The sequence below is a fragment of the Oerskovia sp. 140933 genome, from assembly GCF_059651515.1.
This window is the reverse complement of the sequence record NZ_JAMXIO010000006.1, coordinates 90,346-116,770: the sequence shown is the minus strand read 5'-3', so window position 1 is coordinate 116,770 and position 26,425 is coordinate 90,346. Positions and strand designations below refer to the sequence as shown.

At 73.4% G+C, this 26,425-nt stretch carries 27 protein-coding genes; 17 read left to right on the top strand and 10 right to left on the bottom strand.

From position 1 onward, the window contains the following. Positions 1 to 43: 43 nt before the first annotated feature. Entirely contained in the window at positions 44 to 3,010 is a 2,967-nt protein-coding gene (locus tag NHG27_RS05410; RefSeq protein ID WP_497015010.1) for a helix-turn-helix transcriptional regulator, read from the bottom strand. Between the two features lie 161 nt (positions 3,011 to 3,171). Beyond that, on the bottom strand, positions 3,172 to 3,342 hold the full coding sequence (locus NHG27_RS05405; protein ID WP_193719144.1) for a hypothetical protein: 171 nt from the start codon (positions 3,340 to 3,342) through the stop codon (positions 3,172 to 3,174). A 250-nt stretch (positions 3,343 to 3,592) separates the two neighbouring features. On the opposite strand from NHG27_RS05405, the gene NHG27_RS05400 reads away from it, so the two are divergent. The 3 genes from NHG27_RS05400 to NHG27_RS05390 are packed head-to-tail and all read left to right on the top strand — an operon-like array spanning position 3,593 to position 5,378. Beyond that, positions 3,593 to 4,321 (top strand): GDSL-type esterase/lipase family protein, encoded by a 729-nt coding sequence (locus tag NHG27_RS05400; RefSeq protein ID WP_497015009.1) that lies wholly within the window; start codon positions 3,593 to 3,595, stop codon positions 4,319 to 4,321. A 23-nt stretch (positions 4,322 to 4,344) separates the two neighbouring features. Next, a complete protein-coding gene (locus NHG27_RS05395) occupies positions 4,345 to 5,007 on the top strand; it encodes a hypothetical protein (RefSeq protein ID WP_193719200.1) in 663 nt (220 codons plus the stop codon). Beyond that, positions 5,004 to 5,378, top strand: a complete 375-nt coding sequence (locus NHG27_RS05390; protein ID WP_497015008.1) for a UBP-type zinc finger domain-containing protein — start codon at positions 5,004 to 5,006, stop codon at positions 5,376 to 5,378. Before NHG27_RS05395 ends, NHG27_RS05390 begins: the two co-directional genes overlap by 4 nt. A gap of 75 nt (positions 5,379 to 5,453) precedes the next feature. Here the strand turns inward: NHG27_RS05390 and NHG27_RS05385 are convergent, their stop codons facing one another. Beyond that, positions 5,454 to 6,464: an LLM class flavin-dependent oxidoreductase gene (locus tag NHG27_RS05385; protein ID WP_497015007.1), complete on the bottom strand. Its 1,011-nt coding sequence runs from the start codon at positions 6,462 to 6,464 to the stop codon at positions 5,454 to 5,456. 37 nt (positions 6,465 to 6,501) lie between these two features. Further along, complete coding sequence (locus tag NHG27_RS05380; RefSeq protein ID WP_497015006.1) at positions 6,502 to 6,909, bottom strand: hypothetical protein; 408 nt, start codon at positions 6,907 to 6,909, stop codon at positions 6,502 to 6,504. Between the two features lie 95 nt (positions 6,910 to 7,004). Here NHG27_RS05380 and NHG27_RS05375 point away from each other — a divergent pair, with 95 nt between their 5' ends. The 6 genes from NHG27_RS05375 (at position 7,005) to NHG27_RS05350 (ending at position 12,282) form a co-directional block, all read left to right on the top strand. After that, the gene (locus NHG27_RS05375) at positions 7,005 to 8,165 is read left to right on the top strand and encodes a serine hydrolase domain-containing protein (protein ID WP_497015005.1); all 1,161 of its coding nucleotides are present in this window, start codon (positions 7,005 to 7,007) and stop codon (positions 8,163 to 8,165) included. Between the two features lie 114 nt (positions 8,166 to 8,279). Beyond that, positions 8,280 to 8,636, top strand: a complete 357-nt coding sequence (locus NHG27_RS05370; RefSeq protein ID WP_193719140.1) for an S-adenosylmethionine decarboxylase family protein — start codon at positions 8,280 to 8,282, stop codon at positions 8,634 to 8,636. Next, the gene (locus NHG27_RS05365; RefSeq protein ID WP_497015004.1) at positions 8,636 to 9,373 is read left to right on the top strand and encodes a hypothetical protein; all 738 of its coding nucleotides are present in this window, start codon (positions 8,636 to 8,638) and stop codon (positions 9,371 to 9,373) included. Before NHG27_RS05370 ends, NHG27_RS05365 begins: the two co-directional genes overlap by 1 nt. Positions 9,374 to 9,429: 56 nt before the next feature. Beyond that, entirely contained in the window at positions 9,430 to 9,651 is a 222-nt protein-coding gene (locus NHG27_RS05360) for a DUF350 domain-containing protein (protein WP_191790103.1), read from the top strand. 8 nt (positions 9,652 to 9,659) lie between these two features. Further along, the gene (locus NHG27_RS05355) at positions 9,660 to 11,315 is read left to right on the top strand and encodes a polyamine aminopropyltransferase (RefSeq protein WP_497015003.1); all 1,656 of its coding nucleotides are present in this window, start codon (positions 9,660 to 9,662) and stop codon (positions 11,313 to 11,315) included. Between the two features lie 130 nt (positions 11,316 to 11,445). Continuing rightward, positions 11,446 to 12,282 (top strand): DedA family protein, encoded by an 837-nt coding sequence (locus NHG27_RS05350; RefSeq protein WP_193719138.1) that lies wholly within the window; start codon positions 11,446 to 11,448, stop codon positions 12,280 to 12,282. Between the two features lie 13 nt (positions 12,283 to 12,295). Here NHG27_RS05350 and NHG27_RS05345 read toward each other — a convergent pair whose 3' ends face one another. Further along, positions 12,296 to 12,490, bottom strand: a complete 195-nt coding sequence (locus NHG27_RS05345) for a hypothetical protein (RefSeq protein ID WP_497015002.1) — start codon at positions 12,488 to 12,490, stop codon at positions 12,296 to 12,298. 113 nt (positions 12,491 to 12,603) lie between these two features. Between NHG27_RS05345 and NHG27_RS05340 the strand changes: the two genes are divergently transcribed. After that, positions 12,604 to 13,815, top strand: coding sequence for a MalY/PatB family protein (locus NHG27_RS05340; RefSeq protein WP_497015001.1), 1,212 nt, complete (start codon positions 12,604 to 12,606; stop codon positions 13,813 to 13,815). A gap of 110 nt (positions 13,816 to 13,925) precedes the next feature. Here the strand turns inward: NHG27_RS05340 and NHG27_RS05335 are convergent, their stop codons facing one another. Continuing rightward, positions 13,926 to 14,510 (bottom strand): TMEM175 family protein, encoded by a 585-nt coding sequence (locus NHG27_RS05335; RefSeq protein WP_497015000.1) that lies wholly within the window; start codon positions 14,508 to 14,510, stop codon positions 13,926 to 13,928. A 249-nt stretch (positions 14,511 to 14,759) separates the two neighbouring features. Here NHG27_RS05335 and NHG27_RS05330 point away from each other — a divergent pair, with 249 nt between their 5' ends. From NHG27_RS05330 to NHG27_RS05320, 3 genes are all read left to right on the top strand, one after another. After that, positions 14,760 to 16,808 (top strand): penicillin-binding transpeptidase domain-containing protein, encoded by a 2,049-nt coding sequence (locus tag NHG27_RS05330; protein WP_497014999.1) that lies wholly within the window; start codon positions 14,760 to 14,762, stop codon positions 16,806 to 16,808. Between the two features lie 65 nt (positions 16,809 to 16,873). Then, positions 16,874 to 17,260: a hypothetical protein gene (locus NHG27_RS05325; protein WP_497014998.1), complete on the top strand. Its 387-nt coding sequence runs from the start codon at positions 16,874 to 16,876 to the stop codon at positions 17,258 to 17,260. Between the two features lie 482 nt (positions 17,261 to 17,742). Further along, a complete protein-coding gene (locus tag NHG27_RS05320; protein WP_497014997.1) occupies positions 17,743 to 19,230 on the top strand; it encodes a dicarboxylate/amino acid:cation symporter in 1,488 nt (495 codons plus the stop codon). A gap of 73 nt (positions 19,231 to 19,303) precedes the next feature. Here the strand turns inward: NHG27_RS05320 and NHG27_RS05315 are convergent, their stop codons facing one another. Continuing rightward, positions 19,304 to 19,735 (bottom strand): MmcQ/YjbR family DNA-binding protein, encoded by a 432-nt coding sequence (locus NHG27_RS05315; RefSeq protein WP_497014996.1) that lies wholly within the window; start codon positions 19,733 to 19,735, stop codon positions 19,304 to 19,306. 47 nt (positions 19,736 to 19,782) lie between these two features. Then, positions 19,783 to 20,709: a quinone oxidoreductase family protein gene (locus tag NHG27_RS05310; protein ID WP_193719131.1), complete on the bottom strand. Its 927-nt coding sequence runs from the start codon at positions 20,707 to 20,709 to the stop codon at positions 19,783 to 19,785. Between the two features lie 503 nt (positions 20,710 to 21,212). Here NHG27_RS05310 and NHG27_RS05305 point away from each other — a divergent pair. The 3 genes from NHG27_RS05305 (at position 21,213) to NHG27_RS05295 (ending at position 23,162) form a co-directional block, all read left to right on the top strand. Then, positions 21,213 to 21,857: a dihydrofolate reductase family protein gene (locus NHG27_RS05305; RefSeq protein WP_193719130.1), complete on the top strand. Its 645-nt coding sequence runs from the start codon at positions 21,213 to 21,215 to the stop codon at positions 21,855 to 21,857. An 82-nt stretch (positions 21,858 to 21,939) separates the two neighbouring features. After that, the gene (locus NHG27_RS05300) at positions 21,940 to 22,797 is read left to right on the top strand and encodes a DUF3626 domain-containing protein (protein WP_497014995.1); all 858 of its coding nucleotides are present in this window, start codon (positions 21,940 to 21,942) and stop codon (positions 22,795 to 22,797) included. Beyond that, positions 22,794 to 23,162 (top strand): TraR/DksA family transcriptional regulator, encoded by a 369-nt coding sequence (locus tag NHG27_RS05295; RefSeq protein WP_497014994.1) that lies wholly within the window; start codon positions 22,794 to 22,796, stop codon positions 23,160 to 23,162. Before NHG27_RS05300 ends, NHG27_RS05295 begins: the two co-directional genes overlap by 4 nt. A 51-nt stretch (positions 23,163 to 23,213) precedes the next feature. Here NHG27_RS05295 and NHG27_RS05290 read toward each other — a convergent pair whose 3' ends face one another. Both NHG27_RS05290 and NHG27_RS05285 read right to left on the bottom strand, forming a co-directional pair. Then, complete coding sequence (locus tag NHG27_RS05290; RefSeq protein WP_193719128.1) at positions 23,214 to 23,948, bottom strand: glucose 1-dehydrogenase; 735 nt, start codon at positions 23,946 to 23,948, stop codon at positions 23,214 to 23,216. Between the two features lie 108 nt (positions 23,949 to 24,056). Then, positions 24,057 to 24,692: a TetR/AcrR family transcriptional regulator gene (locus NHG27_RS05285; protein ID WP_193719127.1), complete on the bottom strand. Its 636-nt coding sequence runs from the start codon at positions 24,690 to 24,692 to the stop codon at positions 24,057 to 24,059. 252 nt (positions 24,693 to 24,944) lie between these two features. Here NHG27_RS05285 and gad point away from each other — a divergent pair, with 252 nt between their 5' ends. Next, positions 24,945 to 26,345 (top strand): glutamate decarboxylase, encoded by a 1,401-nt coding sequence (gad, locus tag NHG27_RS05280; RefSeq protein ID WP_497014993.1) that lies wholly within the window; start codon positions 24,945 to 24,947, stop codon positions 26,343 to 26,345. Positions 26,346 to 26,425: the final 80 nt, after the last annotated feature.

Here is a 26,425-nt window from a genome sequence, read left to right as displayed (position 1 = left end):
CGGCCTCCTGGGTGTGGCAGCCCCTCGGCGGGCCGCCTCGCCGTCAGATCTCGATGAGCCCTCGCTGGTGCGCGATCGAGACGGCCTCGGTGCGTCCCGACGCGTGCAGCTTGGCCAGGACGTTCGAGACGTGGACGCTCACGGTCTTGCCGCTGATGAACAGGCGTTCGCCGACCTGCCGGTTCGTCAGGCCCTGCGCGACGAGCACCAGGACCTCCTCCTCGCGGTCGGTCAGGACCGTCGTCGCACCGCGGCGCAGGCCTGGCAGGTCGAGGCGTCCGCGGCGCGCGAGGTCCCGCAGGGCGGCCATGAGCGGCGCGGCCCCCATGTCGTCGGCCTCCTCGAGCGCCTCGCCCGCCTGGGCCGCCGCCCCGTCGCGGTCGCCGACGGCGAGCAGCGACTGCGCCCAGCGCCACCGGGAGCGGGCGACCTCGTAGCGGTACCCGTAGTCGAAGGCGTTCGTGGCCTCTTCCCAGAGCGACGGGTCGTTGGTGCCCGTGAGGCGGCTGTGCTCGGCACGGGCGCGCACGAGCCACGCGACGCCCTCCGGGCCGAGCCGTCCGCCCCGCGGTCGCCCCCGCAGCGCGGTGGTCTCGGCCTCGGCGAGCAGCGCGTCGCCCTGGGCGACCAGGTCCCCGACGTCCGCGCCGACGAGGCGTCGCTCCTCCGTTGCGTCGGCCAGGGCGGTCAGTGCGAGCGCCGAGATCCAGATCCGGCCCAGGAAGTAGTCGCTCCAGGTGCGGCCCAGGTAGACGATGAGCTCCTGCGCGTAGGTCAGCGCCTCGTCGCGGTGTGCCGACCAGACCAGGGCGTCGACCATGCAGCCGCCCGCGATGAGGGCGATCTGCCCGTCGCGCCGCCATTCCGGCCGCAGGGCGCGAGCGCGCTCGACCACGTCCTGGTCCCCGCGCGCGACGGCCGCGTAGAGCTGCGCGGCCGAGAGCGCGGCGACCGCGCTGGGGGGCATCTGGTCGGGCGACGCGGGGGGCGGGCGGAGGTCGCCCGTGGCATAGCGGACGAGCTCGCTGAAGAGGCGGAGCTCGACCCCGTAGCCGTTCCAGCCGAGCCCGGCCGCGACCGCGTGCTCGAGCCCCGTGTGCGCCTCGACGAGGGCCTGGGCCAGGTCGCCCGAGTAGTAGCGGTTGGCCGCGATGTTGTACCAGCAGCGCATCTCCGTGAGGAGGTCGCCCGCGGCCTGGGCGCGCTCGCGCGCGTTCGCGAGGAGGCCGGCCGCGCGGTCCGCGTCGTCGACCTCCAGCCCCGCGAGCGTCGTGAGGGCGTCGGCCTCGACGTCGGGGGCGTCGATCGCCCGGGCGACCGTGATGGCCTCTTCCGCGGTCTCCCGCGCGACGACGTCCATCTCCGCACGGTCGAGGTTCATCGCGGCGCGGGCACGGGTCGCGAGGGTCCAGGCGCGGTCGCGCGACGGAGGCTCGGCGGGCAGCACCGCGAGCGCCGCGGCCGTGTGCTCGATGACCTCCTCGACCTGCTCGGTGCCCAGGAGGTGCAGGGACAGCACGTGGCGCAGCGACGCCTGGCGCAACGGGTCGTCCGCCGTGAGCTCGACGAGCTTGCGCGCGATCGCGACCGCGCGGTCCGGCTCGCCCGCGCGGCTCGCGGCGGCGGCCGCCGCGACGGCGACGTCGACGCGGTCCTCGCCCAGCAGCTCGGCCGCCTGCGGGACGGCGTCCCACAGCCGGAGGACCTGTTCGAGGTGCCGGAGCTCCTCGGCGGGTGCGAGCACCCTGCCTGCCCGGCGCGCGGCCTCGCGGGAGGCGACGAGCGCCGTCGTCGTCTCGTGCGCGGACAGCGCGTGGTGGGCGCGTTGCGCGGGGGAGCCCAGAGACGGGTCCTCGGTGAGGGCGGCCAGGTACGCGCGGTGCAGCGCGACCTGCTCTCCGGGCAGGAGGTCGGCCGCGATGGCCTCGGCCAGCAGGGCGTGGCGGAACGCGATCTTGCCGCCCTCGACCGTGAGCACGTGGTGGGCCACGGCCTCCCGGAGCGTCGCGTCGAACATCTGGTCGGAGGCCGCGCGGATCAGTGGTGCGCCCGGCGCCCGCAGCCCACCGAGGGAGAAGACGCCGAGGTCCTGCCCGACGACGGCTCGCAGCAGCGGCTCGGCGACGACCCGCCCGGCGAGCGAGGCGATGCGGGCGAGCTGCTGGACGTCGGGCTCGAGCTGTTCGAGTCGCGCGTGCAGGACGTCGGCGAGCGACCAGGGCAGCGCGTCGGCCTGCGGCCCGGCCTCGACGAGCTCCTCCGCGAAGTACGCGTTGCCCTCCGAGCGCTTCATGACCCGCTCGAAGTCGTTCTTGGGCAGCGACCGCCCCGCGACCGCGGCGGTGAACTGCTTGAGCTCGGCCGGGGTGAACGGGTCCAGGGCGAGGTGGTCGACGCGCGGGTGCCGCCGGAGCTCGGCGAGCACGGGGCGCAACGGGTGCCGGCGGTGGAGGTCGTCGGTGCGGTAGCTCGCGACGACGAGCAGGTGGTCGGCGCGCAGACGGGCGACGAGGAAGCGCAGGACGTCGCGGGTGGACGCGTCGGCCCAGTGGAGGTCCTCGATGACGAGGACGAGCGGGGCGCCGGGACGCCCGGGGGCCGTGAGCGCGGCGGTGATGCTCTCGAAGAGCTGGAGCCGGCCGGCCTGGTCCTCGCCGTTGCCGTCGAGGGCCGAGGGCCCGGCGTCGAGGAGCCGCCCCAGGGCGGGCCGGGCGTCGACGGTCTGGTCGACGACCTCGTGCGTGGAGCGGAGCTCGGAGAGGGCCTCGGTGAAGGGGAGGTAGGGCAGGCCGACGTCGCCGAGGTCCACGCAGTGGCTCACGACGACGGTCGCGCCCATGTCGCGCGCGAGCTCGCCGGCCCGGACCAGGAGGCGTGACTTGCCGACCCCGGCGTCGGCGCCGAGGAGGATCGCGCCGGGCTGCCCGGCCGCGGCGCGGCCCACCGCCGCGGCGATCACGTCGAGCTGGTGCTGTCGTGCGACGAAGTGGGCCTGGGAGGGGCGCGGCATGCTGCCCATCCTCGCAGCGGGGTGTGACGCCTGCCACGAAGTTTCCTGATACTCGCCGCCCGGTGTGACGAACCCCTCCTCCGGTCCGGCCGGGAACCGGGGTCCAGGTGGTGCCGAGGGCGGTGTGCGTCCTCGGCTCACCCGACCGGAGGAGGGTCCGGTCATCCGCTCTGACCGGTGCTGCGCGCGTGGGGACTGCGGGTCCTGTGCCCCATGCGGTGGCTCCGGATCCAGTGCATCAGGACGCCCTCGTGGTGGTCGAACTCGCTGCTGAGCTGCTGCTGGCGGTAGGCCATCTCGGCCTCGAACCCCAGCACGTACGTCTCGTTCATGGTCGTCCTCGCTGTCGCGTCGTCGTCGCGGACCTGGTGCCCGCTGTGATCCTCACTCTCGTGCTGAGCGGGCCGGTCGTGCATCGGTCGAGCGGGTAGTTTCTGGGTCTCCACCACCTCAGGCCCGACGGCGTATCCCGCCTGAGGTGGTCTGAGGCGCCTTAGGGGTGAAGCCGCCCGGCGACGGGCCCCGGGGAGGGACGACGGGCGGGCCCTGCGTGCGGTGCGGGACAGCCCTACGATCGGCGACATGTCGATGCCAGGGCCGGACGTCCGGACGTGCTTCGTGGGGGACTCGTTCGTCGCGGGGACCGGTGACCCGACGGCCCTGGGGTGGGTCGGGCGCGTCACGGCGGCCGCGGTCGCGCGTGGGCATCGCCTGACGGCGTACAACCTGGGCGTCCGGGGGGACACGTCCGTGGACGTCGGCGACCGGCTGGCGCGCGAGCTGGCGCCACGGTTGCCGTCCGGGGTGCGCTCCGGGGTGGTGCTGTCGTTCGGGGTCAACGACACGGTCCTGGTGGAGGGACGGGTGCGCGTGACGCCCTCCGGGACCGTCGGTGTGTTCGACAGGTCGTGCGAGGCGGCCGGCGCGGCGTCGGTCCTGCTCGTCGGCCCGCCCGCGGTCGACGACGACGCGCAGAACCTGCGCCTGCTCGGCACGAGCGAGGCGTTGCGGGAGGCGGCGGAGCGACGGGGCGTCCCGTTCGTCGACACGTTCTCGGCCACCGTGCGGAGCCAGGTCTGGCGCCACGAGGTGCGGGACGGCGACGGGTACCACCCCGGTGCGGCGGGCTACGAGGTGCTGGCGGCGGTCGTCGTCGAGCCCTTCCTCGCGTGGCTGGACGAGCGGTTCCGCGACGCCCCGCCACCGGCCCGGCCCGGGCCTGCGGACGGTCGGCGTCCCACCCGTTGCCAACCTGGGGTGCCGGTCGCAGACTGGAATGGACCGGACCCCTTGATGGAGGTGCCCTCGTGACATCGACGTACGACGTGCTACCCATGCTAGGACGCGGCAAGCACCGCAACCCGAAGAAGGGCGCGTGCTTCATGGAGCTCGCGTCGTACCTGGCCGGCGAGCGCTGGAGCGATCATCCCCAGTGCACGCACCCGCTCGTCGCGATGCTCGCGCGGGCGGTCAACGACCTCACGAGCGATGCAGCCCGGCCGCGCCTGGCGATCCTCATCCCGTCCGTGATCGGGCTGCGGTCCGACGACCCGCGCTGGAGCGTGTGGATCTCGCTGCGCGCCGCGCAGACGGCGCTGCCCGTGTCGCCGAGCGACCGTCAGGACGTCCTCGCGGTCGCGATCATCGCGGGCGAGCGCATGCTCGACCAGCTCGAGGGGCGCGAGCCCGGCACCCGCACCCCGGCGTCGCAGGAGGCACTGGACAAGGTGCCGAGGACCGCGGCCTGGGCCGAGTCGTTCTGCAAGGGCTCGCGCCTGCGCCCGGCCCGGTTCGCCCGTGACGCTGCCCCGAGCATCGTCGCCGCCGCGGTCCAGGGGATCTCGGAGGCCGGTTCCCGGGACGCCGACGACGCGCTCCACGAGCTGCTCTCGTCGACGATCGAGGCAGCCCGCGGCTGGGCCGCTGCCGAGCCGGCCGAGCCGCTCGACCCGGCGGACTGGGAGCCGGTCGTGCGGAGCGTCGGGGCACAGGTTTGACGGCGGCCGACGACGGCGGCGCCCCCGGCCTCGAGGAGTCCCTCGACCTGGCGGTGCCGCCGAGCGGTCCCGGCTGCGCCGAGTGCGAGGTGTCCGAGGGCTGGTGGGTACATCTGCGCAGGTGCGCGCAGTGCGGGCACGTGGGGTGCTGCGACACGTCGCCCTCCCAGCACGCCACGGCGCACTTCCGGGAGACCGGCCACCGGCTCATGCGCACCTACGAGCCGGGCGAGGACTGGTACTGGGACTACGTCTCGGAGCAGTCGTTCGAGGGGCCGGACCTCGCGCCGCCGATCGCGCACCCCGAGGACCAGACGACGCCCGGTCCCGCACAGCGGGTCCCCGAGAACTGGCGAGAGCTCATCCACTGAGGACGGCGCGGGCGAGACCGGCCTGACGTCATCGCGACCGGCCCGGCCCCGTCCTCCGCGGGACGGGGCATCGGCTCATCGCGCAGCGGGGAGCACGACGCGGGCGAGCGCGTCGAGCGCCGCGAACGGGTCGTCCGGGCGCTCCGGGTCGGGGCTCGTGGGGACGACCACCACGCTGCTGACGCCGTTGGCCTCGAGCGCGGACAGCCGTGCCCGGACGACGTCGGGGGGCCCGACGATCGCGAGCTGGTCGACCCACTCGTCGGGCATCGCGCGGGCGAAGGCCTCAGGGGTCGCGCTCGCGTCGCGCAGCTCCCGGAACGCGGCCGCGAACGGGAGCGGGTCGATCTGCGCGGTCCAGTCCGCGGCGCCGAACGTGGCCAGTGCGGGCCGGACGATCTCGCGGGCTGCCGCGACGTCGTCGTGCACCACGGCGAGGCTGAACGCGACGAGCGTGTGCTCGGGCGGGGCGCTCGTGCCCGCCGCGCCCCGGCCTCGTCCGACGGCCTCGCGGACCGTCGCCAGGTACTCGGGGGTCACGGGCATGTCGAGGATCGTGCCGTCGGCGACGCGGCCCGCGACCTCCAAGGACCTGGGCCCGCGCACCCCGTTGAGGACGGGCGGCGCCACCGCCGGAGGGCTGTACAACGCAACATCATCGAGTTGTACGTAGCGTCCGTCGACGCTGAGACGCTCGCCGTGCAGGAGGGCGCGGACCGCGCCCGTGGTCTCCTCGAGCAGGGCCAGCGGGCTCTTGGGCCACACGCCGATCTGCCGCATCCACTCGGGCATCCCGTGACCGATCCCCAGCAGCAGCCTCCCGGGGTGGAGCTCCGCGAGCGTCCCTGCCTCGAGCGCGGTCATGGCCGGGCTGCGGACAGCGGCCGGCAGGATCCCGATACCCACGCGGATCGCCTGCGTCCGGGCCAGGATCGTCGCGGCCTGCGCGATCCCGCCCCGGAAGAAGCAGTCCTCGACCACCCAGATCTCGTCGAGGCCGATCTCCTCGGCACGCAGCGCGAACGGCAGCAGGTCGGCGATCGGCAGGTCGCGCGGGACGATCACGCCGAGGCGGGGACGGGGCACGGTGGTTCTCCTTCGAACGGTCGGGCTTCTGGGGATGTCAGGGGGCGACGAGCCAAGCGGGGGAGTCGTCGCAGCTGTCCGGGGCGACGGCGTCGGTCAGGCCACCCGGACCGATCTCCCCGCCACCGAGCGAGATCGGGTCGCCGTCGACGTACCGCCCGCCGTCCCAGACCAGGGTGTCGTCCTCCCACGCGGTGTCGGTCACGGGGAAGTAGGGGAAGTACCGCCCCGTCCCTTCCTGCCCGTCGACGTAGAGACAGCCGTCGACGATCCTCACGACGCCCTCGAGCAGCGCGGCGTCGCCGCCCGTCCCGACGGTGCGGTAGACCGCGGCCGGCCCCAGGGGGGCGGTGGGGGTGGGGGCGTCGTCGGGACCCGGGGCCGCGCAGGCGGCGCCGAGCCCACCGACGGCGGTGACGAGGGCGGCGACGAGGCGTGGGCGCACGGCCCCACCCTAGGCGTGCGGACGGCCGCCGCGCCCGGGCGACGCGACGGCTTTTCCCTGGACTGCCCCGACCCGGCGGGCCTACCGTCGAGGGCATGACCCCTGCAGCAGACGCCTTCGCCGCGCTCGACGACCACCTGCGGCAGGCCGCCGCGCGGGACGAGCTCTCGGGCGTCGTGCTCGTGTCCCAGGACGGCGGGACGCTCTTCGAGGGGGCCTACGGCGTGGCCTCGCGGCGCTGGGGTGTCCCCGTCAAGGCCTCGACGCGCTTCGACGTCGCCTCGGTGACCAAGCTCTTCACGTCGGTCGCGGTCCTCCAGCAGGTCGCCGCGGGGACTCTCGACCTGGATGCCTCGATCCACGACCACGTCGACCTCGACGGCACCCGGATCCCGCGCGAGGTCACGTTGCGGCACCTGCTCTCGCACACCTCGGGCATCGCGGACGACGCCGACGAGGAGGCGGGGGAGTCCTACGAGGCCCTGTGGGTCGACAAGCCGAGCTACGCGGTCACGCAGACCGCGGACTTCCTGCCGCAGTTCGTCCACAAGACCCCGACGTTCCCTGTGGGCGAGGGGTGCCGCTACTGCAACGTGGGCTACGTCCTGGCAGGACTGGCCCTCGAGCACGCCACGGGCCTCACCTACCGCGACTACGTCCGCGAGCACGTCTTCGCGCGCGCGGGCATGACGTCGTCGGGCTTCTTCGACATGCGTGAGGCCGTGCCGGACGTCGCGGAGGGCTGGGAGCCCGTCCGCGCGGACGCGTCCGCCGTCCCGGCGGAGGCCACGCCCGACGGCGCCGCTCGCCCGGGCGAGCGCGGTGCACCCGGGATCGTGGGCTGGCGGCAGAACATCTACAGCTACCCGCCCATCGGGTCGCCCGACGGCGGCGCGCACACGACCGCGGCGGACCTCGTCCGGTTCCTCGACGCCGTGCGCGCGGGCGAGCTGCTGCCGCCCGACCTCACGTCCGCGTTCCTGACCCCGCAGGCCCTGCACCACGAGATCGAGGGCGCGGGGCCGGGAGAGGCCGCGGCCGTGCACTTCGCATTCGGCCTCGAGATCGAGGTGACCGCGGACGGGAGCGTCCGGTCCCTGTCCAAGGACGGGATCAACACCGGGTCGAGCGCGATCGTGCGGCACTACCCGGGGCGGGACGGCGGACCGGGGACCACGGTCGCGGTCGTGTGCAACAGCGAGGACGGCGCCTGGGACCCGATCAAGCGCCTCGACGCGCTGATCACCGGGGCCTAGCGCGCACGGCGTCCAGGTCCCGGCTCGCTCGGCGTCCACCGGAAGGTCGCCATTTTTCCGGAACATCGGGCATCCGCTACGGTGACGCCGCCAGCCGCTGCCCAGGGAGAACACGTGCCGACCGACCCGGTCAACCGCAACCTCGTCTACGTCTTCGACGTCTCCGGCGGCGACCCCGCGCTCCTCGACGACGAGAAGACCGTCCGTACCTGCATCTCCCGGGTCGTCGACCGCGCGGGCCTGACCCCGCTGGGCGAGACGTCGCACCGCTTCGCCCCCCAGGGCTTCAGCATGGCGACCCTCCTGGCCGAGTCCCACCTCGCGGTCCACACGTGGCCCGAGGACGGCACCGCCTACCTGACCCTGACGACGTGCCGGGCGCCCTCGTCGGGCACGTTCGAGGAGGACACGCGCGCCCTGCTGCGCGAGACCTTCGCCGCCGCGGGCGTGAGCGTCCGGACGCTCCTCTGATGGCGCCACGGCCCAAGGCCCGCATGACGCTCGGCAAGCACCTGATCGGATCGCCACCGTGGCGCTCGCTGCCGCAGGGCGTCGTCGTCTACGGCGAGAAGGACCCCGCCGACGGCGTGACCTACCACTGGGAGGAGTGGGAGGTCCTGGGGTACGAGAACCTCGACCTCTGGGTCGAGTACGACCACCACACCCGGGACGTCACGCTCTACCGCCCCGTCGAGTCCGAGGAGGCTCTCGACCCCGCGAGGATGCGCGCAGGGCAGATCGTGACCGTCACGGTCGCCGGGAAGAAGCACCGCACCAAGGTCTCGGAGGTCGGCGTCGGGACCATCGCGTCGCTCGACGGGTCGTTCACCTACGACCTGACCGTGGGGCAGCGCGTCGCCTACGCCGAGCTGCGCACCCAGGACACGGTGCTCTCGCTCGAGAAGTTCGACGACCGCGTCATCGACCTGTACCAGGGCACGGTCCTGGACGTCGCGGGCCAGAAGGCCCACTTCGGCAGGCGGATCGCACCGCGACGGGTCAAGGCCAACCCCGTCGTCGCGTTCGTGCTCGTCATGGTCGCGGGCATCGGCCTCTTCTCCGCGTGCGACGACGACCGTGACGACGACTGCACGCCCCGCACGGTCGAGCAGCGGTACGACGCGAGCGGCGCCCCCGTCCAGACCGAGAACGACACCTGCTACCGCCGTTCGGTCTACGGCGGCGGTGGCGGAGGCCTCGGCAAGTAGCCGGCGCCCCGCGCACGACCCCACCGAGTCCGCCCCCACCACACCCTGGAGCCATCATGAGCCTCGCCGAGCTGCGCCTCGACGCCTTCCTGTCCACGATCGTCTACTCGGTGCTGGGCATCGTCCTGCTGGTCCTGACGATCGTCGTCGTCAACTACCTCTTCAAGCTCAACCTGCACCGCGAGCTGGTCGACGAGCACAACACCGCGTTCGGGATCATGATCGCCGGGCTCGCCGTCGCGATCGGTATCATCATCGCGGGGACGATCCTCTCCTGAGCCAGGACGTGAGCCAGGACGTGAGCGCGGCCGCCGCCGCGGGCGCGACGCCGTCGGGCCCGTCGTCGTCGGCGTCGCCCGGGACGTCCGACGAGCCGCACCCCGGCCGCGCCATGGACCGGCCGACCGTGTTCGCGGCCGCGCTGCTCGTCGCGGTCGGCGGGATCATCTACGAGCTGATCCTCGGCACGGCCGCGTCCTACCTGTTCGGCGACTCGGTCGTCGCGTTCTCCGTCGCGACGGGCCTCACGCTGTTCGGCATGGGGATCGGGTCGCTGCTCGCGACGCGCCTGGCCACGAACCCGGGCCTGAACTTCGTGCGCAACGAGGTCGCGCTCGCCCTGCTGGGCGGCAGCTCGGTCCTCATCCTGTACGCGGCGTTCAGCCTGACCGAGGTGTACTGGCTCGTCTTCGTGCTGCTCTCGCTCGCGCTGGGCGTGGGGATCGGTGTCGAGATCCCGCTGCTCGTGGCGCTGCTCAAGGAGCACGGGCGCGACGAGTCGGTCGGGCTGCTGTCGAAGGTCCTCGCCGTCGACTACTTCGGGGCGCTCGCGGCCTCGCTGCTGTTCCCGTTCGTCATGCTGCCGTACCTGGGGCTCATGCGGACCGCGTACGCGGTCGCGCTGCTCAACGTGCTGGTCGCGGTGTTCATGCTGCGGCGCATGGGCCGTCGCACGCGCTGGACGTGGTTCAGCTGGGCGACGGTCACGTTCCTGGTCGTGTGCTTCGCGGCGTCGAGCGCGATCGAGGGCGCGATCAACACGCGCCTCTACCAGGACCCGGTGCTCCACTACGAGTCGACGGCCTACCAGAAGCTCGTGCTCACGAGCTTCGGTGACGACGTCCGGCTCTACCTGAGCGACCAGCTCCAGTTCTCCTCGCTCGACGAGGCGAGGTACCACGAGACCCTCGCGCACGCGGCGCTCACGTCGGTCGCGGCGCCCGCGTCGGTCGCGATCCTCGGGGGAGGCGACGGGCTGCTCGCGCGCGAGGTCCTGCGCTACCCGGGCGTCCGGGAGGTCACGGTCGTGGACCTCGACCCGGCGGTGACCGAGCTCGCGCGGACCAACCGTCTCGTGAGCGGCCTCAACGAGCACGCGTTCGACGACCCGCGCGTACGGGTCGTCAACACCGACGCGTTCCGCTTCGTGGACAGCACGGACGAGACGTTCGACGCGGTCCTGATCGACCTCGTCGACCCGTCGAACGAGCGCATCGCCAAGCTCTACTCGACCGAGTTCTACGCCATGGTCGCGAACCACCTGCGGCCCGGGGGCGTGTACGCGACGCAGGCGACGTCGTCGTACTTCACCCCGAACGCGTTCTGGCAGGTCGCGGCGACGGTGCGCGCGGGCTCGCCGGGCCGGACCGTGGTGCCGCTGTCGGTCAACGTCCCCTCGTTCGGGGAGTGGGGCTTCGTGCTGTCGCTCCCCCCGGCCCCGGGGGAGGACGGTGCGGTGGGCCTGCCCGACGGCGGAGCGCGCCTCTTCGGCGCCACGCCCCTCCCGGTGGGGCTGCGCTTCCACACGCTCGACTCCCTGCGGGCGACCGCGACGCTCGCGGGCGACCACCCCGGCCCCGAGGTCGACATGAAGCCCTCGACGCTGCTGTCGCCCGTGGTCTACCGGACCTACCAGCAGGACATGTCCCGCTGGCGGTACTGACGCCCGGAGCCCGTCGGACGGGTGCGCTCCGGGAGACCGGTCGCGCGGCGCGTGAACAGCACGTGAAGGTGCCCGGGGGAGACCCACCTGAGGTCGAAATGTCCGGCCTCGGGCGCATAGTGTCTGCTCCATGCCCTTCGTGAACCTCCCTGTCGACCTCGTGAACGTGGCCGCCTCGAGCGATCCCGACCTGGGGGGAGTCGCGGGCTGGGCCGTGTCGCTCATGGAGACGCTCGGCGTGTTCGGCGCGGGCCTCGCGATCGCGCTCGAGAACCTGTTCCCCCCGCTGCCGAGCGAGGTCATCCTGCCGCTCGCGGGCTTCACGGCGAGCCGTGGCAGCTTCAACGTCTTCGCCGCGATCCTCGCGACGACCATCGGGTCGCTCGTGGGCGCGATCGCGCTGTACTACGTGGGGGCGATGGTCGGGCGCGAGCGCACGCGCCGGATCATCGGCTGGCTGCCGCTCGTCAAGCTCGAGGACGTCGACCGCACCGAGGCCTGGTTCCACAAGCACGGCAGCATGGCGGTGTTCTTCGGCCGCATGATCCCGATCTTCCGCAGCCTCATCTCGCTGCCCGCCGGGGTGGACCGGATGCCGCTGCCCAAGTTCGTGCTCCTGACGACCGCGGGCAGCCTCATCTGGAACAGCATCTTCGTGGCCGCGGGGTACGTGCTGGGCGAGAGCTGGCACCTGGTCGAGGAGTACGCGGGCGTGCTGCAGAAGTTCGTGATCGGGGCCGTGGCGCTCGCCGTGGTCGCGTTCGTGGTCCATCGGGTCGCCCGGACGGTGCTCGCGGGCGCACCCCCGGCGCACGGTCGTCGCGCCCGCCCCGCCCTGCCCGACGACGGCGAGCCGGCCCCCGGCGAGGGTGCCACCGAGCGGACCAAGACCCCCACGACGACGCTCGCGCTGCCCAAGGGAGTGTTCGAGCGGTCCGGGGTGTCGGCCAGGCCCTCGGTCGACTGACGGGTCCGGAGCCCTACCGGTCGAGCGGCTGCTCGTCGAGCGGGCCGCGGGCCGGCGCCGACGCGCGGGCCGCCACCTCGCGGGCACCACGCTCGGCGAGCACGCTCCGCAGGAGCCGGATCGTGAGCACCAGCGCCCAGATCACGAGGACGGCCACGGCGGCGACCACGGTGTAGTACAAGAAGATCAGACCCGACACGAGTTCCATCCGGACAACCTAGCGGTCCGACCGGTCACCGGCGAGGCCCTCGGGCGGGCGGTCAGCACGGCGGGACCGCCCGGCACCGGCCGCCACGACGCTCGCGTCGTAGGCTCGATCCCGTGACGACCTCCCCCTTCGCGACCGACAACCCCCTCGACGCCCTCACCCCGGACGCGCTCCGCCGTCGGACCAGCCTCAAGTGGCGCGCCTACGCGCCCGACGTGCTCCCCCTGTGGGTGGCCGAGATGGACGTCGAGCTCGCGCCGCCCGTGGTCGAGGCCGTGACCGAGGCGATGCGGTCGGGGGACACCGGGTACGACTACGGCGACACCTACGCCGAGGCGCTCGCCGCGTTCGCGAAGCGACGCTGGGACTGGGCGTTCGACCCGGCCGCCACGCGCATGGTGCCCGACGTGATGCTCGGGCTCATGGAGATCCTCAAGGTGCTCACGGGGCCGGGCGACGCGGTCGTGGTCAGCACTCCCGTCTACCCGCCCTTCTTCGGGTTCACGCAGAACGAGGGGCGTCGCATCGTCACCGCGCCGCTCACGGCCGACCTCCGCCTCGACCTCGACGCGCTCGACGCGGCGTTCGCCGACGCGACCGGCGCCCGGCTCAACGGGAGCGGCCCGGGCAGCGGTCGCCGCGCGGTGTACCTGCTGTGCAACCCGCACAACCCGACCGGCACGGTCCACACGCGCGAGGAGCTCGAGGGGCTCGCGGCGCTCGCGCGCCGCCACGGCGTGCGCATCGTGTCCGACGAGATCCACGCGCCCCTCACGGCGCCCGGCGTCGCGTACACGCCCATCGTGACCGTGGCAGGGGCCGAGGACGCCATCGCGGTCCTCTCCGCCTCCAAGGCGTGGAACCTCGCGGGCCTCAAGGCCGCCGTCGCCGTGGGCGGTCCCGAGGCGGCCGACGACCTGCGACGCATCCCCGAGGAAGTGGTCCACGGCGTCGGTCACGTCTCCGTGATCGCCCACGCCGCCGCGTTCACGCAGGGGGTGACCTGGCTCGACGCGGTCCTGCGCGGTGTCCGTCGCAACAAGCTGCTGCTGGCAGACCTCCTCGAGGAGCACCTGCCGCAGGTCCGCTACCAGCCCGCGCCGGGCACCTACCTCGCCTGGCTCGACGCGTCCTCCGTCGCGGACGACCCCTACCGGTTCTTCCTCGACCGGGCCAAGGTCGCCCTCAACGACGGCCGGCACTTCGGGCCCGGCGGCGACGGGCACGTGCGCCTGAACCTGGCGACCAGCCAGGAGATCCTGACGGAGGCCGTCCGTCGCATGGGCGAGGCCGCACGGTCGGCCCCCGCGGCCCAGGACGGCTGACGGCGCCTCGCGCCCGCACCCCCACGTACCCCTCGCCCCTCACCCGCCCTCGTCGGCGCCGCCGTCGCCGTCCGGCTCGTGCGGGCGTCGGCGGCGCCCGGCGAGCCGGGTCAGGGGCCGGACAGGAAGAGCAGGAAGAGCCAGAACATCCCGACCCCCGGCGTGACCACCGCGAGCACCAGGATCAGGAGCAGCAGGAGCATCGCGACGAGCGCCCCCCGGACCTCGAGCGTGCCGCGGACCTCGGCCCGCTGGAGCTCGGGGTCGCGGACCGCGAGCCACTCGACGAGCGCCAGGCTGCCGGTCGTCACGATCATCACGGCGATGTACAGGGCGTTGACCGCGGGGTCGTCGGTGCCCTCGTCGGCCAGGAGCTGGGTCGTGAACGGGATGAGGACGATGCTCGCGAGCCACAGGAAGTTGGCCCAGAGGATCGCGGTCGAGTAGTCCCGCAGGTGCTCGAAGACCCGGTGGTGCCCCACCCAGAAGTTCGCGATCACGACGAAGCTGATCGCGAACGCGAGGAACGTCCCGGCGCTGTCCGTGAACAAGGACGCGACCGAGCGGTCCTCCCCGTCCGTGACGAGGTCGACCAACGGCAGCACGAGCAGCGTGATCGCGATCGCGATCGCGACCGCGGCGTCGGTGAAGTTGACGAGGCGGTCGAGCCCTCGGTCCGTGCGGATGGTCGGCATGGGCGCCTCCTGCGGTGCCCCTCCACTCTAGGAAGGCCGACACGTTCCGGCGCGGCGGAGGTCCGGCCGCCGGTCGCGCCGTCGGTCGCGCCGGCGGAGAACGTGTGCCGGTCCGGAGGAGATGCGCGAGCCGTGGCCGCGCTCCCGCACGGGCGTGGGCTAGCCTCGCAGGCGGGCGAGGATGCCCGGGTCAACTCTTCCGCCGGCCGTCGGCGGACCGTCTGCCGCAGGGCACCGAGGGGGAAGCACGTGGGTCGCACGCAACAGGTCGGCAGGCGCGTCGGGGCGCGACGTCCCGGACGCCCGACGCGTTCACGGCGGGCGCTCGCGGCCGCACCGACCTCGCTGGTGGTGCTCGCCCTCACCCTGACGGCGTGCACCGAGGAGGCTCCCGGCCCCGAGGCGGCCGCCAAGGAGCTCGCGGCCGCGATCGCCGACGGCGACTTCGGCGGGGTCGCCTTCTCGCAGGCGAACATCGACGTCCCCGCCCACCGGGACGCGGTGCTCGAGCCCCTCGCCGCGATCGACCACACCGTCACGCTCGAAGGGGTCGAGGTCGCGACCGAGGGCGACGACGAGGGCAGGCGTGCGACGGCGACCCTCGCCTACACCTGGGACGTCACCGACACCACGCCGTGGGAATACGAGACGTCCGTCGACCTGGTGCTCCAGGACCCGCAGGACGGCGACGGACCCCAGGAGTGGGCCGTCGTGTGGGAGCCGGACGTGCTCCTGCCGGACCTCCGGGACGGCGACCGGCTGGCCGTCACGCGCGTCCGCGCCGAGCGCGCGCAGATCCTCGGTGCGGACGGCGCCCCCATCGTCGAGCCGCGCCCCGTGCACCGGATCGGCGTCGACAAGATGAACCTCGACCCCGCACGGCAGGACGCCGTCGCGCGGGCCGTGGGGACCGCCGTCGGGATCGACGTCGAGGCGTACGCGCAGAAGGTCGCGGGAGCGGGGGACAAGGCGTTCGTCGAGGCGATCGTGGTCCGCGCCGACGACACCGCGGGCATCGACCTCGCGGCCGTCCGGGCGATCGACGGCGTGTCGGTCGTCGACGGCGAGCTCGACCTCGCCCCGACGCGCACGTTCGCCCGGCCCATCCTCGGGCGCGTGGGCGACGCGACGGCCGAGGCCGTCGAGGAGTCCGGCGGTCAGGTCGTCGCAGGGGACACGATCGGCCTCTCGGGGCTCCAGCGCCAGTACGACGTCCAGCTCCGCGGGACGCCCGGGATCACGATCAGCGTCGTCGCCGACGGCAGCGCGGGGGAGGACACCGGGCAGGACCTGGACCTCGACGGTGCTCCCGACCCGGTCGAGGACGTGACCGACGTCTTCGCGGTCGAGCCCGTCGCGGGCGTACCGCTCGCCACGGCCCTGCGCACCGACATGCAGGTCGCCGCCGAGGCCGTGCTGGCCGGCGTCCCGTCGGCGAGCGCGATCGTCGCGGTCCAGCCCTCCACCGGGGACGTGCTCGCCGCCGCGAGCGGCCCCGGGGGCGACGGGACGTCGACCGCCACGACCGGGAAGTACGCCCCGGGGTCCACGTTCAAGGTCGCGTCGACGCTCGCGATGCTCCGCGCCGGCGTGACCCCGGAGACGGTCGTGTCCTGCACGCCGACCATCACGGTCGACGGCCGTGAGTTCCAGAACGTCCCCGGGTTCCCGCAGGCCGCGATCGGCGAGGTGCCGTTCCGGACCGCCTTCGCCAACTCGTGCAACACCGCGATGATCGCGCAGCGCGAGGCCGTCTCGCAGCAGGCGCTGCACGACGCCGCGGCGGACCTCGGGCTGGGCGTCGAGTCGGCCCTCGGGGCGCCCGGCTACTTCGGGTCCGTCCCGGCCTCGGCCGAGGGCACCGAGCACGCCGCGTCGATGATCGGCCAGGGCAAGGTCGAGGCCTCGCCGCTCGGCATGGCCACGCTCGCGGCGAGCGTGGCCCAGGGCTCGCGGGTCTCGCCCGTCCTGGTCCGCCCCGAGGTCACGCCCGCCGCGGCCGAGGCCCCGGCGCCGTCGGGGCTCACGCCCGAGGAGGCCGGGACGCTGCGCAGCCTCATGCGCTCGGTCGTCACGGACGGCAGCGCCCGGCTGCTCCTCGACCTGCCCGGCGAGGTGGGGGCGAAGACCGGCACCGCCCAGTACGGCGACGGCAGCCTGGCGCACGCGTGGATGATCGCGATCCAGGGAGACCTGGCGGTCGCGGTGTTCGTCGAGACGGGCGACAGCGGGTCCGGCACGGCCGGGCCGCTCATGAAGGCGTTCCTCGACGCCCCCGACGCCGGGGTGGACGGGTGAGGGCGCTAGGCTGACGCACTGGATACCTCGTGGGGGTATCCGTGCCGAGGTGGAGGAACCAGGACATGAGCGACGTGACGGCCCGCGAGGAGCGGGCGACCCGACGCACCCGGCGGACCGTCCCCGGCCTGACGGTGTGCCGGCTGTGCGCGGGCGAGACCCTCGGCGCGTCCGACCCCCGCCCCGGCGGACAGCTCGCCCGCGTGGAGGCCGTCGCCGCGACCGGCGACGCCGCACTGACACTCGTCGACTGCCTCGACGCGTGCGAACGTGGTGACGTGGTCGTCGTTCGACCCGCCCCGGCCGCCCGTACCGAGCACGCACCCGTCTGGTTCGAGCGGTTGGCCGGCGACGCGCCGAGCGCCTCGCTCCACCGCTGGGTCCGGGCCGGAGGCCCCGGCCGGTCCCCGGTCCCCGAGGACCTCGCACGGCTGCGCATCGACGCTCCCTGACAGGAGGCGCGGCGCGGGCCCCGGCAGAAGAGCCGTCGGGCAGGGCGCCGGGGAATAGACCGCGTGCCCGACGACGTTCCTTCCTCGGCTACCATCGGTAGCCGTGGGCGACGATCGCCTGCACCGCCGGTCCTCGGGCCGGCCCGAACGGGAGTCGAATCCTTGCTGAACCGGTGGTCCTTCACCGCGCGCCGTGACGTCGATCTGCGACGAGTCGCCAGCGCGCTCTGTTGTTGACCCACTGAGACGCCGGGCCCCCGGGCCCGCACCAGCAGTCCTCCCCACCCCCTGACGTCGGCACACCGCCGCGCCCCCGCACCGCGGGGCGTGCCATCGTGCGCCGTGACCCAGGTGCGCCGCCCGCGGGCGGCGCGCTCCGGCGTCGGGCCCCTCCCTCCGGGCCGGGACGACTGCGCTCCCTCCCCCTCGCGACCCTCGCGATCCCTGGGCACCCCACGTGCCCACGACGAGAAAGCAGAACCGTGCCCACCTCCTCCTCGCAGTCCGCGGCCACCACCGCGCCGGAGACCCCGACCCCGAAGACCAGGCGCCGGCTCAAGGCCCCGTCCTTCACCGTCCAGATCCTCGTCGCCCTCGGCCTGGGCGTCCTGCTCGGCTGGGTCGCCCTGTCGATGGGCCCCGCGTCCGGCGCGGGCACCCCCGACGAGGTCCCGAACTGGCTGACCACGACGCTCGACACGATCGGCTCGTCGTTCGTGACGCTGCTCAAGGCGATCGTGCCGCCGCTCGTGTTCACCGCGATCGTCGCGTCGATCGCGAACCTGCGGAACGTCACCAACGCGGCGCGTCTCGCGGGCCAGACGATCCTGTGGTTCGCCATCACGGCACTGATCTCCGTCGTGATCGGGATCGGCCTGGGCCTCGTGCTCCAGCCGGGCGCCAACACGACGCTGTCCACCGCGGACGGCAGCGAGCCCGGCCGGTCGGGCTCGTGGCTCGACTTCCTCAACGGGTTCATCCCGAGCAACTTCCTGGGCATCGGCGCGGGCACCCGCCTCGAGTCGGCAGAGGGCGCGGTCACGGGCGCCACGACCTCGATCTCGTTCAACGTGCTGCAGATCGTCGTCGTCGCGCTGGTCGTCGGCATCGCGGCGCTCAGGTCGGGCAAGAAGGCCGACCCGTTCCTCGCGTTCAACCGCTCGGCGCTCTCGATCATCCAGACCGTCCTGTGGTGGATCATCCGCCTCGCGCCGCTGGGCACCCTGGGCCTCATCGGGTACGCGGTCGCGACCTACGGCTGGGACCTCCTGTCGCCGCTCGCGACGTTCGCCGCCGCGATCTACATCGGCCTCGCGCTCGTGCTGTTCGTCGTCTACCCCGTGATCCTGCGGACCAACGGCCTGAAGATCACGAGCTACTTCAAGGGCGCCTGGCCCGCGATCCAGCTCGCGTTCGTCTCCCGCTCCTCGATCGGCACCCTGCCCGTCACGCAGCGCGTGACCGAGCGGAACCTGGGCGTCCCGCGCGAGTACGCGTCGTTCGCGGTGCCGCTCGCCGCGACGACCAAGATGGACGGTTGCGCCTCGATCTACCCGGCGATCTCCGCGATCTTCATCGCCCAGCTCTTCGGGATCGACCTGTCCTTCACGGACTACCTGCTCATCGCGTTCGTGTCCGTCGTGGGATCCGCGGCGACCGCGGGCCTGACCGGCGCGATCGTGATGCTGACGCTCACGCTCTCGACGCTGGGCCTGCCCCTCGCGGGCGTGGGCCTGCTGCTCGCGATCGACCCGATCCTCGACATGGGCCGCACGGCGGTCAACGTCGCGGGCCAGGTGCTCGTGCCGACCGTCGTGGCCAAGCGCGAGGGTCTGCTCGACCTCGAGCAGTACGAGGGCGTCAACGTCGAGGACCTGTTCACGGACGACGAGGACGAGTCGGCCGACGAGACCGGGGCGGACGAGCCGTCGGCCCCGAGCGCGGACGAGGAGCTGGTCGGGGCGCGCTGACCCACCGTCCCCGCCCCTCCCGCCGAGTGCGGAGCACGTGTCGTCGATCGCCTCGACGACACGTGCTCCGCGCTCAGCGTCCGGGGAGACGTTCCGCGGGCGAGCCCTCGGCGTCGAGCCTGGCCACGAGCCGGGTACCGGCCACCTCGCGGTAGGACATGTCGAGCAGCTCGGCCACCTCCTGCCAGTCGACCGGCGCCGCCGCGAGGTCGAGCCCGAGCCAGCCCGCCGGGCCGTAGTACGCCGGCAGGTAGAACCGCGGGTCCTGGGACAGCGCCGTGAGCTCCGCCGGGTCCACCTTGACGAGCACCGAGTCGGGGTACTGCCTCAGGGGTGTCCCGGGCGCCGCCTTGGTCATGCCGCTGAAGACCGCGAAGAGCAGCCGGGCGCGGAACGTCACGCGGCCGTGCGAGACCCGTTCCTCGGTCCCCGGGAACGCGAGCGCGAGGCGACGCACCTCGACGAGGTGGGCGGCGGCGTCGGGCAGGGCGGGGCGGGGCGGCATGACACCCAGCGAACCACGCCCCGCCCACGCGCACCCGCACGGGCGGGTCAGACCTCCAGGACGACCTTGCCGCGCACGTGCCCGCCCGCGACCAGCTCGACCGCCTGCGCGGCCTCGGCCAGCGGGAAGCGCGCCGAGATCTCCGCCGTGAGGAGCCCGGCCTCGGCGAGCGCGAGCACCTCGGCGAGCGCGCCCTTCTGGGACACCTTGCTCGCGATCCCGGCCGCGAGCGACTCCTCGGACTCGACCAGGGTCACGGCGCGCGGCGTGCCGTCGCGCTCGAGCCCGACGGCGCCCAGCAGCTCGACCGTCTGGCCGACGGTCTCCGCCGACCCGACCGTGTCGACGACGGCCGTCACGTCCGCGAGCCCGTCCGCCAGCGCACGGACCGCGTCCACGAGCCCGGGGCCGTAGGCCACGGGCGTCGCGCCCAGGTCCCGCACGTAGTCCAGGTTGCGCTCGGACGCCGTCCCGACGACGCGCGCACCGAGCGCCCTCGCGATCTGCACCGCGGCCGACCCGACGCCGCCCGACGCGCCGTGGACCAGCACCACGTCCTGGGCGCCGACCCCGGCCTGGACCAGTGCCGAGAACGCTGCGGACGCCGCGACGGGCAGCACCGCAGCCTGGTCGAACGGCACGTTCGCGGGCTTGAGCCGTGCCTTGGCGGCCTTGACGAGCGACCGCTCGCGCTGCGCGCCGGTGCCGCTCCACACGACCTCGTCGCCCACCGAGAACCCGTCGACGCCCTCGCCGACGGCCTCCACGACCCCCGCCGCCTCGAACCCGAGCACCTGCGGGAGCTCGTCGTCTCCGCCGAACCGACCGGCCAGCTTCTTCACGTCGGCCGGGTTGACCCCGACCGCACGGTTCGCGACGACGAGCTCGCCCTCGCCGGGGGCCGGGACGGGCTCGTCGCCGGCACGCAGGACGTCGACCCCGCCGTGACGGTCGTAGAAGATCGCGGTGCTCATGGGTCTACCTCTTCGAGATGCGGGGGCGCTGGGGGGAAGATGTGCGGTTCACGCGAAACCGGCTTTCCACTCTTCCATCCCGGGCGAGTCCTGTCATGCGCGTCGTCGGACCGTGACCTGGGCCGGTCGTCGCCCGTGGACCGCTCCCCGGAACCCTCGCGGGGCGCGGACGCCTCCGCGGACGAGGTCCGCGACGGCCCGGGCCAGGAGGACGAGGGGCGGGGCGCGCAGCGGCCGCGAGCCGCGCCACCCCGCGCGAAACGCCCCGTCCGTCACCCGACGTCAGACCTCGGTCCGCCGCGCGCGCCCCCCGTCCACGGGCGGGCGGGCCGGGCGCGGAGGTGCGGGGCGCCGTCGGGCAGCCAGGCCACCCGAGGAGCAGCGCCCGGCGTGTCGGACGTCACGCAGCGATGAGTTTCGGTCCCCGCGCAGGTCCCAGCCCCGACGACACCGCGTGACACCGCGTGACACCGACGACGCCGCCGATGCAGGAGGACGACGACATGACCCAGCTCGTGAAGGTGCAGAACTTCAACGTCTCGAGCGACGGGATCGGAGCGGGCGAGGACCAGACCCTCGACAGACCGTTCGGCCACGTCGACCCGCAACGGCTGTTCGCCTGGGCGGGGGCCACCGCGAGCTGGCCCATGCGCACCGCTCCCGGCGGCAGCCGGGGGCTCGACGACTACCTGACGCGCGACTACCCGCACGGCATCGGTGCGGAGATCATGGGGCGCAACAAGTTCGGCCCGCAGCGCGGGCCGTGGCAGGACCACGAGTGGCAGGGCTGGTGGGGAGACGAGCCGCCGTTCCGCACCCCGGTCTTCGTCATGACCCATCACGTCCGCCCGTCGTTCACGCTGTCGGACACCACGTTCCACTTCGTCGACGGCGACCCCGCCTCGGTCCTGGACCTCGCCCTGGACGCCGCGCAGGGCCGCGACGTCCGGATCGGCGGCGGGGCCACCACGATCCGACAGTTCCTCGACGCGGACCTGATCGACACCCTGCACGTCGCGGTCTCACCGCTCGAGCTCGGCTCGGGCGTCCGTCTGTGGGAGTCGCCCGACGAGCTGCTCGACCGGTTCCACCTGGACGTCGTCCCGAGCCCGAGCGGGGTGGTGCACCACCTGTTCTGGCGGCGCTGACCGCCTCCCCGGGCCACCCGACGTGAGGTCCGTGGCGCGCCGTGCGGGAGGCGGCCCGACCACCCCGTGGTGCAATCGAGGGATGGACCCCCGTGCAGCCCTCGAGCACGTGGCCGCCCGCGCGCTCGACGGGCCGCCCGTCCACGAGGGTGCCCGGATCGCGCTGCACTTCCACCCCGACGCCGACCTGCGGGGCGAGCCGACCCTCGGGCGCATCCTCGACGACGGCGCGTACCTCTCGCAGTTCGCGACCGGGACGAGCAACGGCGGTCTCACCGCGGCGAGCCGCGGCGACCGGTGGCGCTGGGAGCAGCGCATCTTCGGCGGGCTGTACGACGACGTCCCGGTGCGCGAGCGTCCCGTCTACGGGGCCCTGACGCTCGACGACGACCCGTACGGGCCCGCCCCCCGGTTCGGGTCGGCGTGGTTCCGCCTGCGCCGCCAGACCCTGGACCGTGCGACGTTCGCCTACCCGGACAGCGTCCTCGAGCCCGAGGCGTTCGGCGTGGCGCAGCGGATGGGACTCGTCGAGCTGCTCCGGGCGAGGCCGGGGAGCGACCCGCTGGACCGCTACGTCGAGGCGCACGTGCACGGAGGGGTCGCCGTCCCGGGTGACGTCGAGGCCCTCGTGCTCGACCCGTCCTACCGGGAGGTGCTCGGCGAGGCGCTGCGGGGGACCGACCTGGCGGTCGAGTGGCACCCGGGGTACGTGGTCGACGTCGACACGATCGCCCGGCACGCCGACTACCGGGGTGCCGACGTCGTCGGGCTGGCGGCCCGGGTCGCGGAGGACGGGGTCCTCACGCCCGCGGTCCTCGGGCGTCGGCGAGGCGCACCGGGCATCGACCCCCAGGCGCTCAAGCGCGTGTGGCACTGCCTGGCCCGGTTCGGGCGCGCGGCCGCCGCCGCGGTGCCCGACCCTGCCCCGGGGCCGTCGTGACGGGCGCTCCCGGGGTGGGCGACGCCGTCGTGCGGGCGCGGTTGCTGGCACTGCGGGACGAGGCCCTGGCCCGCCAGGAGGCGCTGCGCGGCGAGGTCGCCGGGATCGTCGAGGCCTCCAAGGACTCGAACGCCGACGACGAGCACGACCCCGACGGCGCGACGATCGCGTTCGAGCGCGCGCAGGTCGCGGCGCTGCAACGGCTCGCGGCGCAGCAGGCGGCAGAGGCCGACGCCGCGCTCGCGCGGCTCGACGCCGGGACGTACGGGACGTGCGAGACGTGCGGGCGGCCCGTCGGGGAGGGGCGGCTCGAGGCGCGCCCGACGGCGCGGCGGTGCATCGTGTGCGCGTCGGCCGCGCGGTAGACGGGCCGAGGCGGACCGGTGGGTCCGCCTCGGCACCGTGTCGCGGACGCCCTACTTGTGGGGCACGCCCGCGATGAGCCCACCGTCGACGATGAACTCGGAGCCGGTCGAGTAGCTCGACTCGTCGCTCGCGAGGAACAGCACGAGCTGCGAGACCTCCTCGGGCTCGGCGGCGCGGCCCAGCGGGATGTGGAGGTCGTCCGAGCTGATCGTGGCGGTCATGGGCGTCTTGATGAAGCCCGGGTGGACCGAGTTGACGCGCACGCCCGACGGTCCGAGGTCCAGGGCGACGGACTTGGTGAGCCCGCGGACACCGAACTTCGACGCGACGTAGCCGTGCAGGCCCGCGCTGCCGCGCATGCCCTCGACCGACGAGATGTTGATGATCGACCCGCGTCCGGCCTTCGCCATGATCGGCGAGACGGCGTGGATCCCCAGGAACGTGCCCGTGAGGTTGATGTCGATGATCTTGCGCCACATCTCGGGCGTGAACTCGGTGATGCCGGCGGCGTTCGCGATGCCCGCGTTGTTCACGAGGACGTCGATGCGCCCGAACGTCTCGAGCGTGAAGGCGACGGCCGCGGCCCAGTCCTCCTCCTTGGTCACGTCGAGGTGGACGTAGGCGGCGTTCTCGCCGAGCTCGGCGGCGAGCGCCTCGCCCTTGGCGTCGTCGAGGTCGGCGATGACGACCTTGCCGCCCTCGGCGACGAGCGCCTTGGCGTGGGTCACACCCATGCCTCCGGTTCCTCCGGTGACGATGGCGACCTTGTTGAAGACACGGCCCATGGTGGGGCCTCCTTTCGGTGTGCCCGGGGTCGGGGAACCCTCGTGGGGTGCCCGACGGCGGAGCGTGCGGTGGGTGGTGCCGCCCGCCTGGGCGGTGGGTGCGCCGGGTCAGTTCGGCGCGGTCCACCAGGGGGCGAGCGACGTGCGGGTGATCCGGGGGAAGAACCCCGGGTCGCGGGGGGCGGGGGTGGCGAGCCACGCCTCGAGGGCGCCGACCGAGCCGAGCGCGACGTAGCAGGCGTACGCGCGGGCGGCCTGCTCGACGTCCGTCTGCTCGGCGTCGCAGGGCAGCGGCATGAGGTGCGGGCGCTCCAGGAGGAAGGCGCGCAGGGTCTCGGAGAAGTGCTCGGCGAGGAGGCGGAACAGGGGGGCGCTGAGGCCGCCCTGGAGTGCGCGCTCGTAGATCGCCGTGTGTGCGTCGACGTGGCCGACGAGCGCCTGGGTGATGGTGTCGACGAGCTGGCGGGGGTCGGTCCTCGGGGGGGCGTCGGGCCCGGTCGCGGGTCCGGGCGGGAGGCCCTGGGCCGCGGTGTAGAAGTCGTCCCGGATCTCGTCGAGCTCGGTGCGCAGGATGCTCGTGAGGAGGTCGGCGGGGCTGCTCGCGTGGTCGTAGAAGGTCGCACGGTTGATCCCGGCGTGGGCGGAGACCTGCGAGACCGTGAGCTCGTCGATGTCCTGCTGGGCGGCGAGCTCGAGGACGGCTGCGCGGAGTGCTGAGCTGGTGCGCTCGGTACGGGGGTCCATGTCGCCTTTTCTGGTGCGTGGTGGGTGCTGCGGCCGCCTCTCCGGGCGGCGGAACGAAGTGACACTTCGACAGTACGCTCGTGCCAGAAGTTAGGCAACACGTGTCGCTTATCCTCCTCGGAGGGCCACCGAGCGCACGCCGGACCTCCCACCTACCGTGGAAGGAGCGGGCTGGGTCCGGCGGCACGACGGCGTCGGTCCGCCCGGTGGGCGTGCCGACCGACCCGCCCCCGTCCTGCCAGAGGAACGAACATGTCCGGATCGAACCGTGGTGCAGAGTCCGAGGAGCGCGACGTCGTCGCCATGAACCCGTTGTTCTCCCGACCGGGGGAGGCGACCGAGCTTCCGCGCAACGTCCTGCCGCCGGGGGAGTCCTTCCCCGAGACGGCCGACCAGATCGTCCACGACGAGGCGATGCTCGACGGCAACGCACGGCTCAACCTCGCGACGTTCGTCGGGACGTGGATGGATCCCTACGCGCAGCGTCTCAACGCGGAGACCGCCGACAAGAACATGATCGACAAGGACGAGTACCCGGCCACGGCGGCGATCGAGACCCGGTGCTGGAAGATCCTCGGCGACCTGTGGAACGCGCCGGACCCGGCGAGGACGATCGGGACGTCGACCATCGGGTCGTCCGAGGCCGCCATGCTGGGCGGGCTCGCGCTCAAGCGCCGCTGGCAGCACGCGCGCCGGGCCGCGGGGAAGCCGACCGAGAAGCCCAACCTGGTCCTGTCGAGCGCCGTCCAGGTCTGCTGGGAGAAGTTCTGCAACTACTGGGACGTCGAGGCCCGCTACGTCCCCATCTCGCTCGAGCACAAGGTGCTCGACGGGTTCGAGCTCGAGAAGTACGTGGACGAGAACACGATCGGCGTGGTCGCGATCCTCGGGGTCACGTACACCGGGGCCTACGAGCCGGTCACGGAGATCGCAGCGGCGCTCGACCGCATCCAGGCAGCCACGGGGCTCGACATCCCCATCCACGTCGACGGCGCGTCGGGCGCCATGATCGCGCCCTTCCTCCAGCCGGACCTCGTGTGGGACTTCCGGGTGGACCGGGTGGCGTCGATCAACACCTCGGCCCACAAGTACGGGCTCGTGTACCCCGGGCTCGGGTGGGTCGTCTGGCGGGACGAGGGCGTGCTACCGGAGGACCTCGTGTTCTCCGTGAGCTACCTGGGCGGCGACATGCCGACGTTCGCGCTCAACTTCTCCCGGCCGGGCTCGCAGGTGCTGCTCCAGTACTACCTGTTCCTGCGCCTCGGCCACGACGGCTACTACAAGGTGCAGAAGGCGTCGCAGGACGTCGCGCTGTACCTCTCGGGCGAGATCGCGAAGATGCCGCAGTTCGACCTGTGGAACGACGGGAGCGACATCCCGGTCTTCGCGTGGAGCCTCACGAAGGGCTACACCGACAAGTGGACGCTCTACCACCTGTCCGAGCGGCTGCGGACCAAGGGGTGGCTCCTGCCGTCCTACCCCATGCCCGTGGACCTCGAGGACCTGACGGTCCAGCGCATCGTCGTCCGCAACGGTCTGAGCCGGGATCTCGCGGCCAGCCTGCTCGGCGACATCCGGACCGAGGTCGCGTTCCTCGACGCGCTCGAGTCACCCATGCCGGTCGAGGCCGTGAGCAAGGGCTTCCACCACTGACGGCTCTCCGGCTCGACGCCGAGCGTGCAGTCCGGGTCGTCCCCCAGGCACGGGGAACGACCCGGACTGCACGCTCGGCG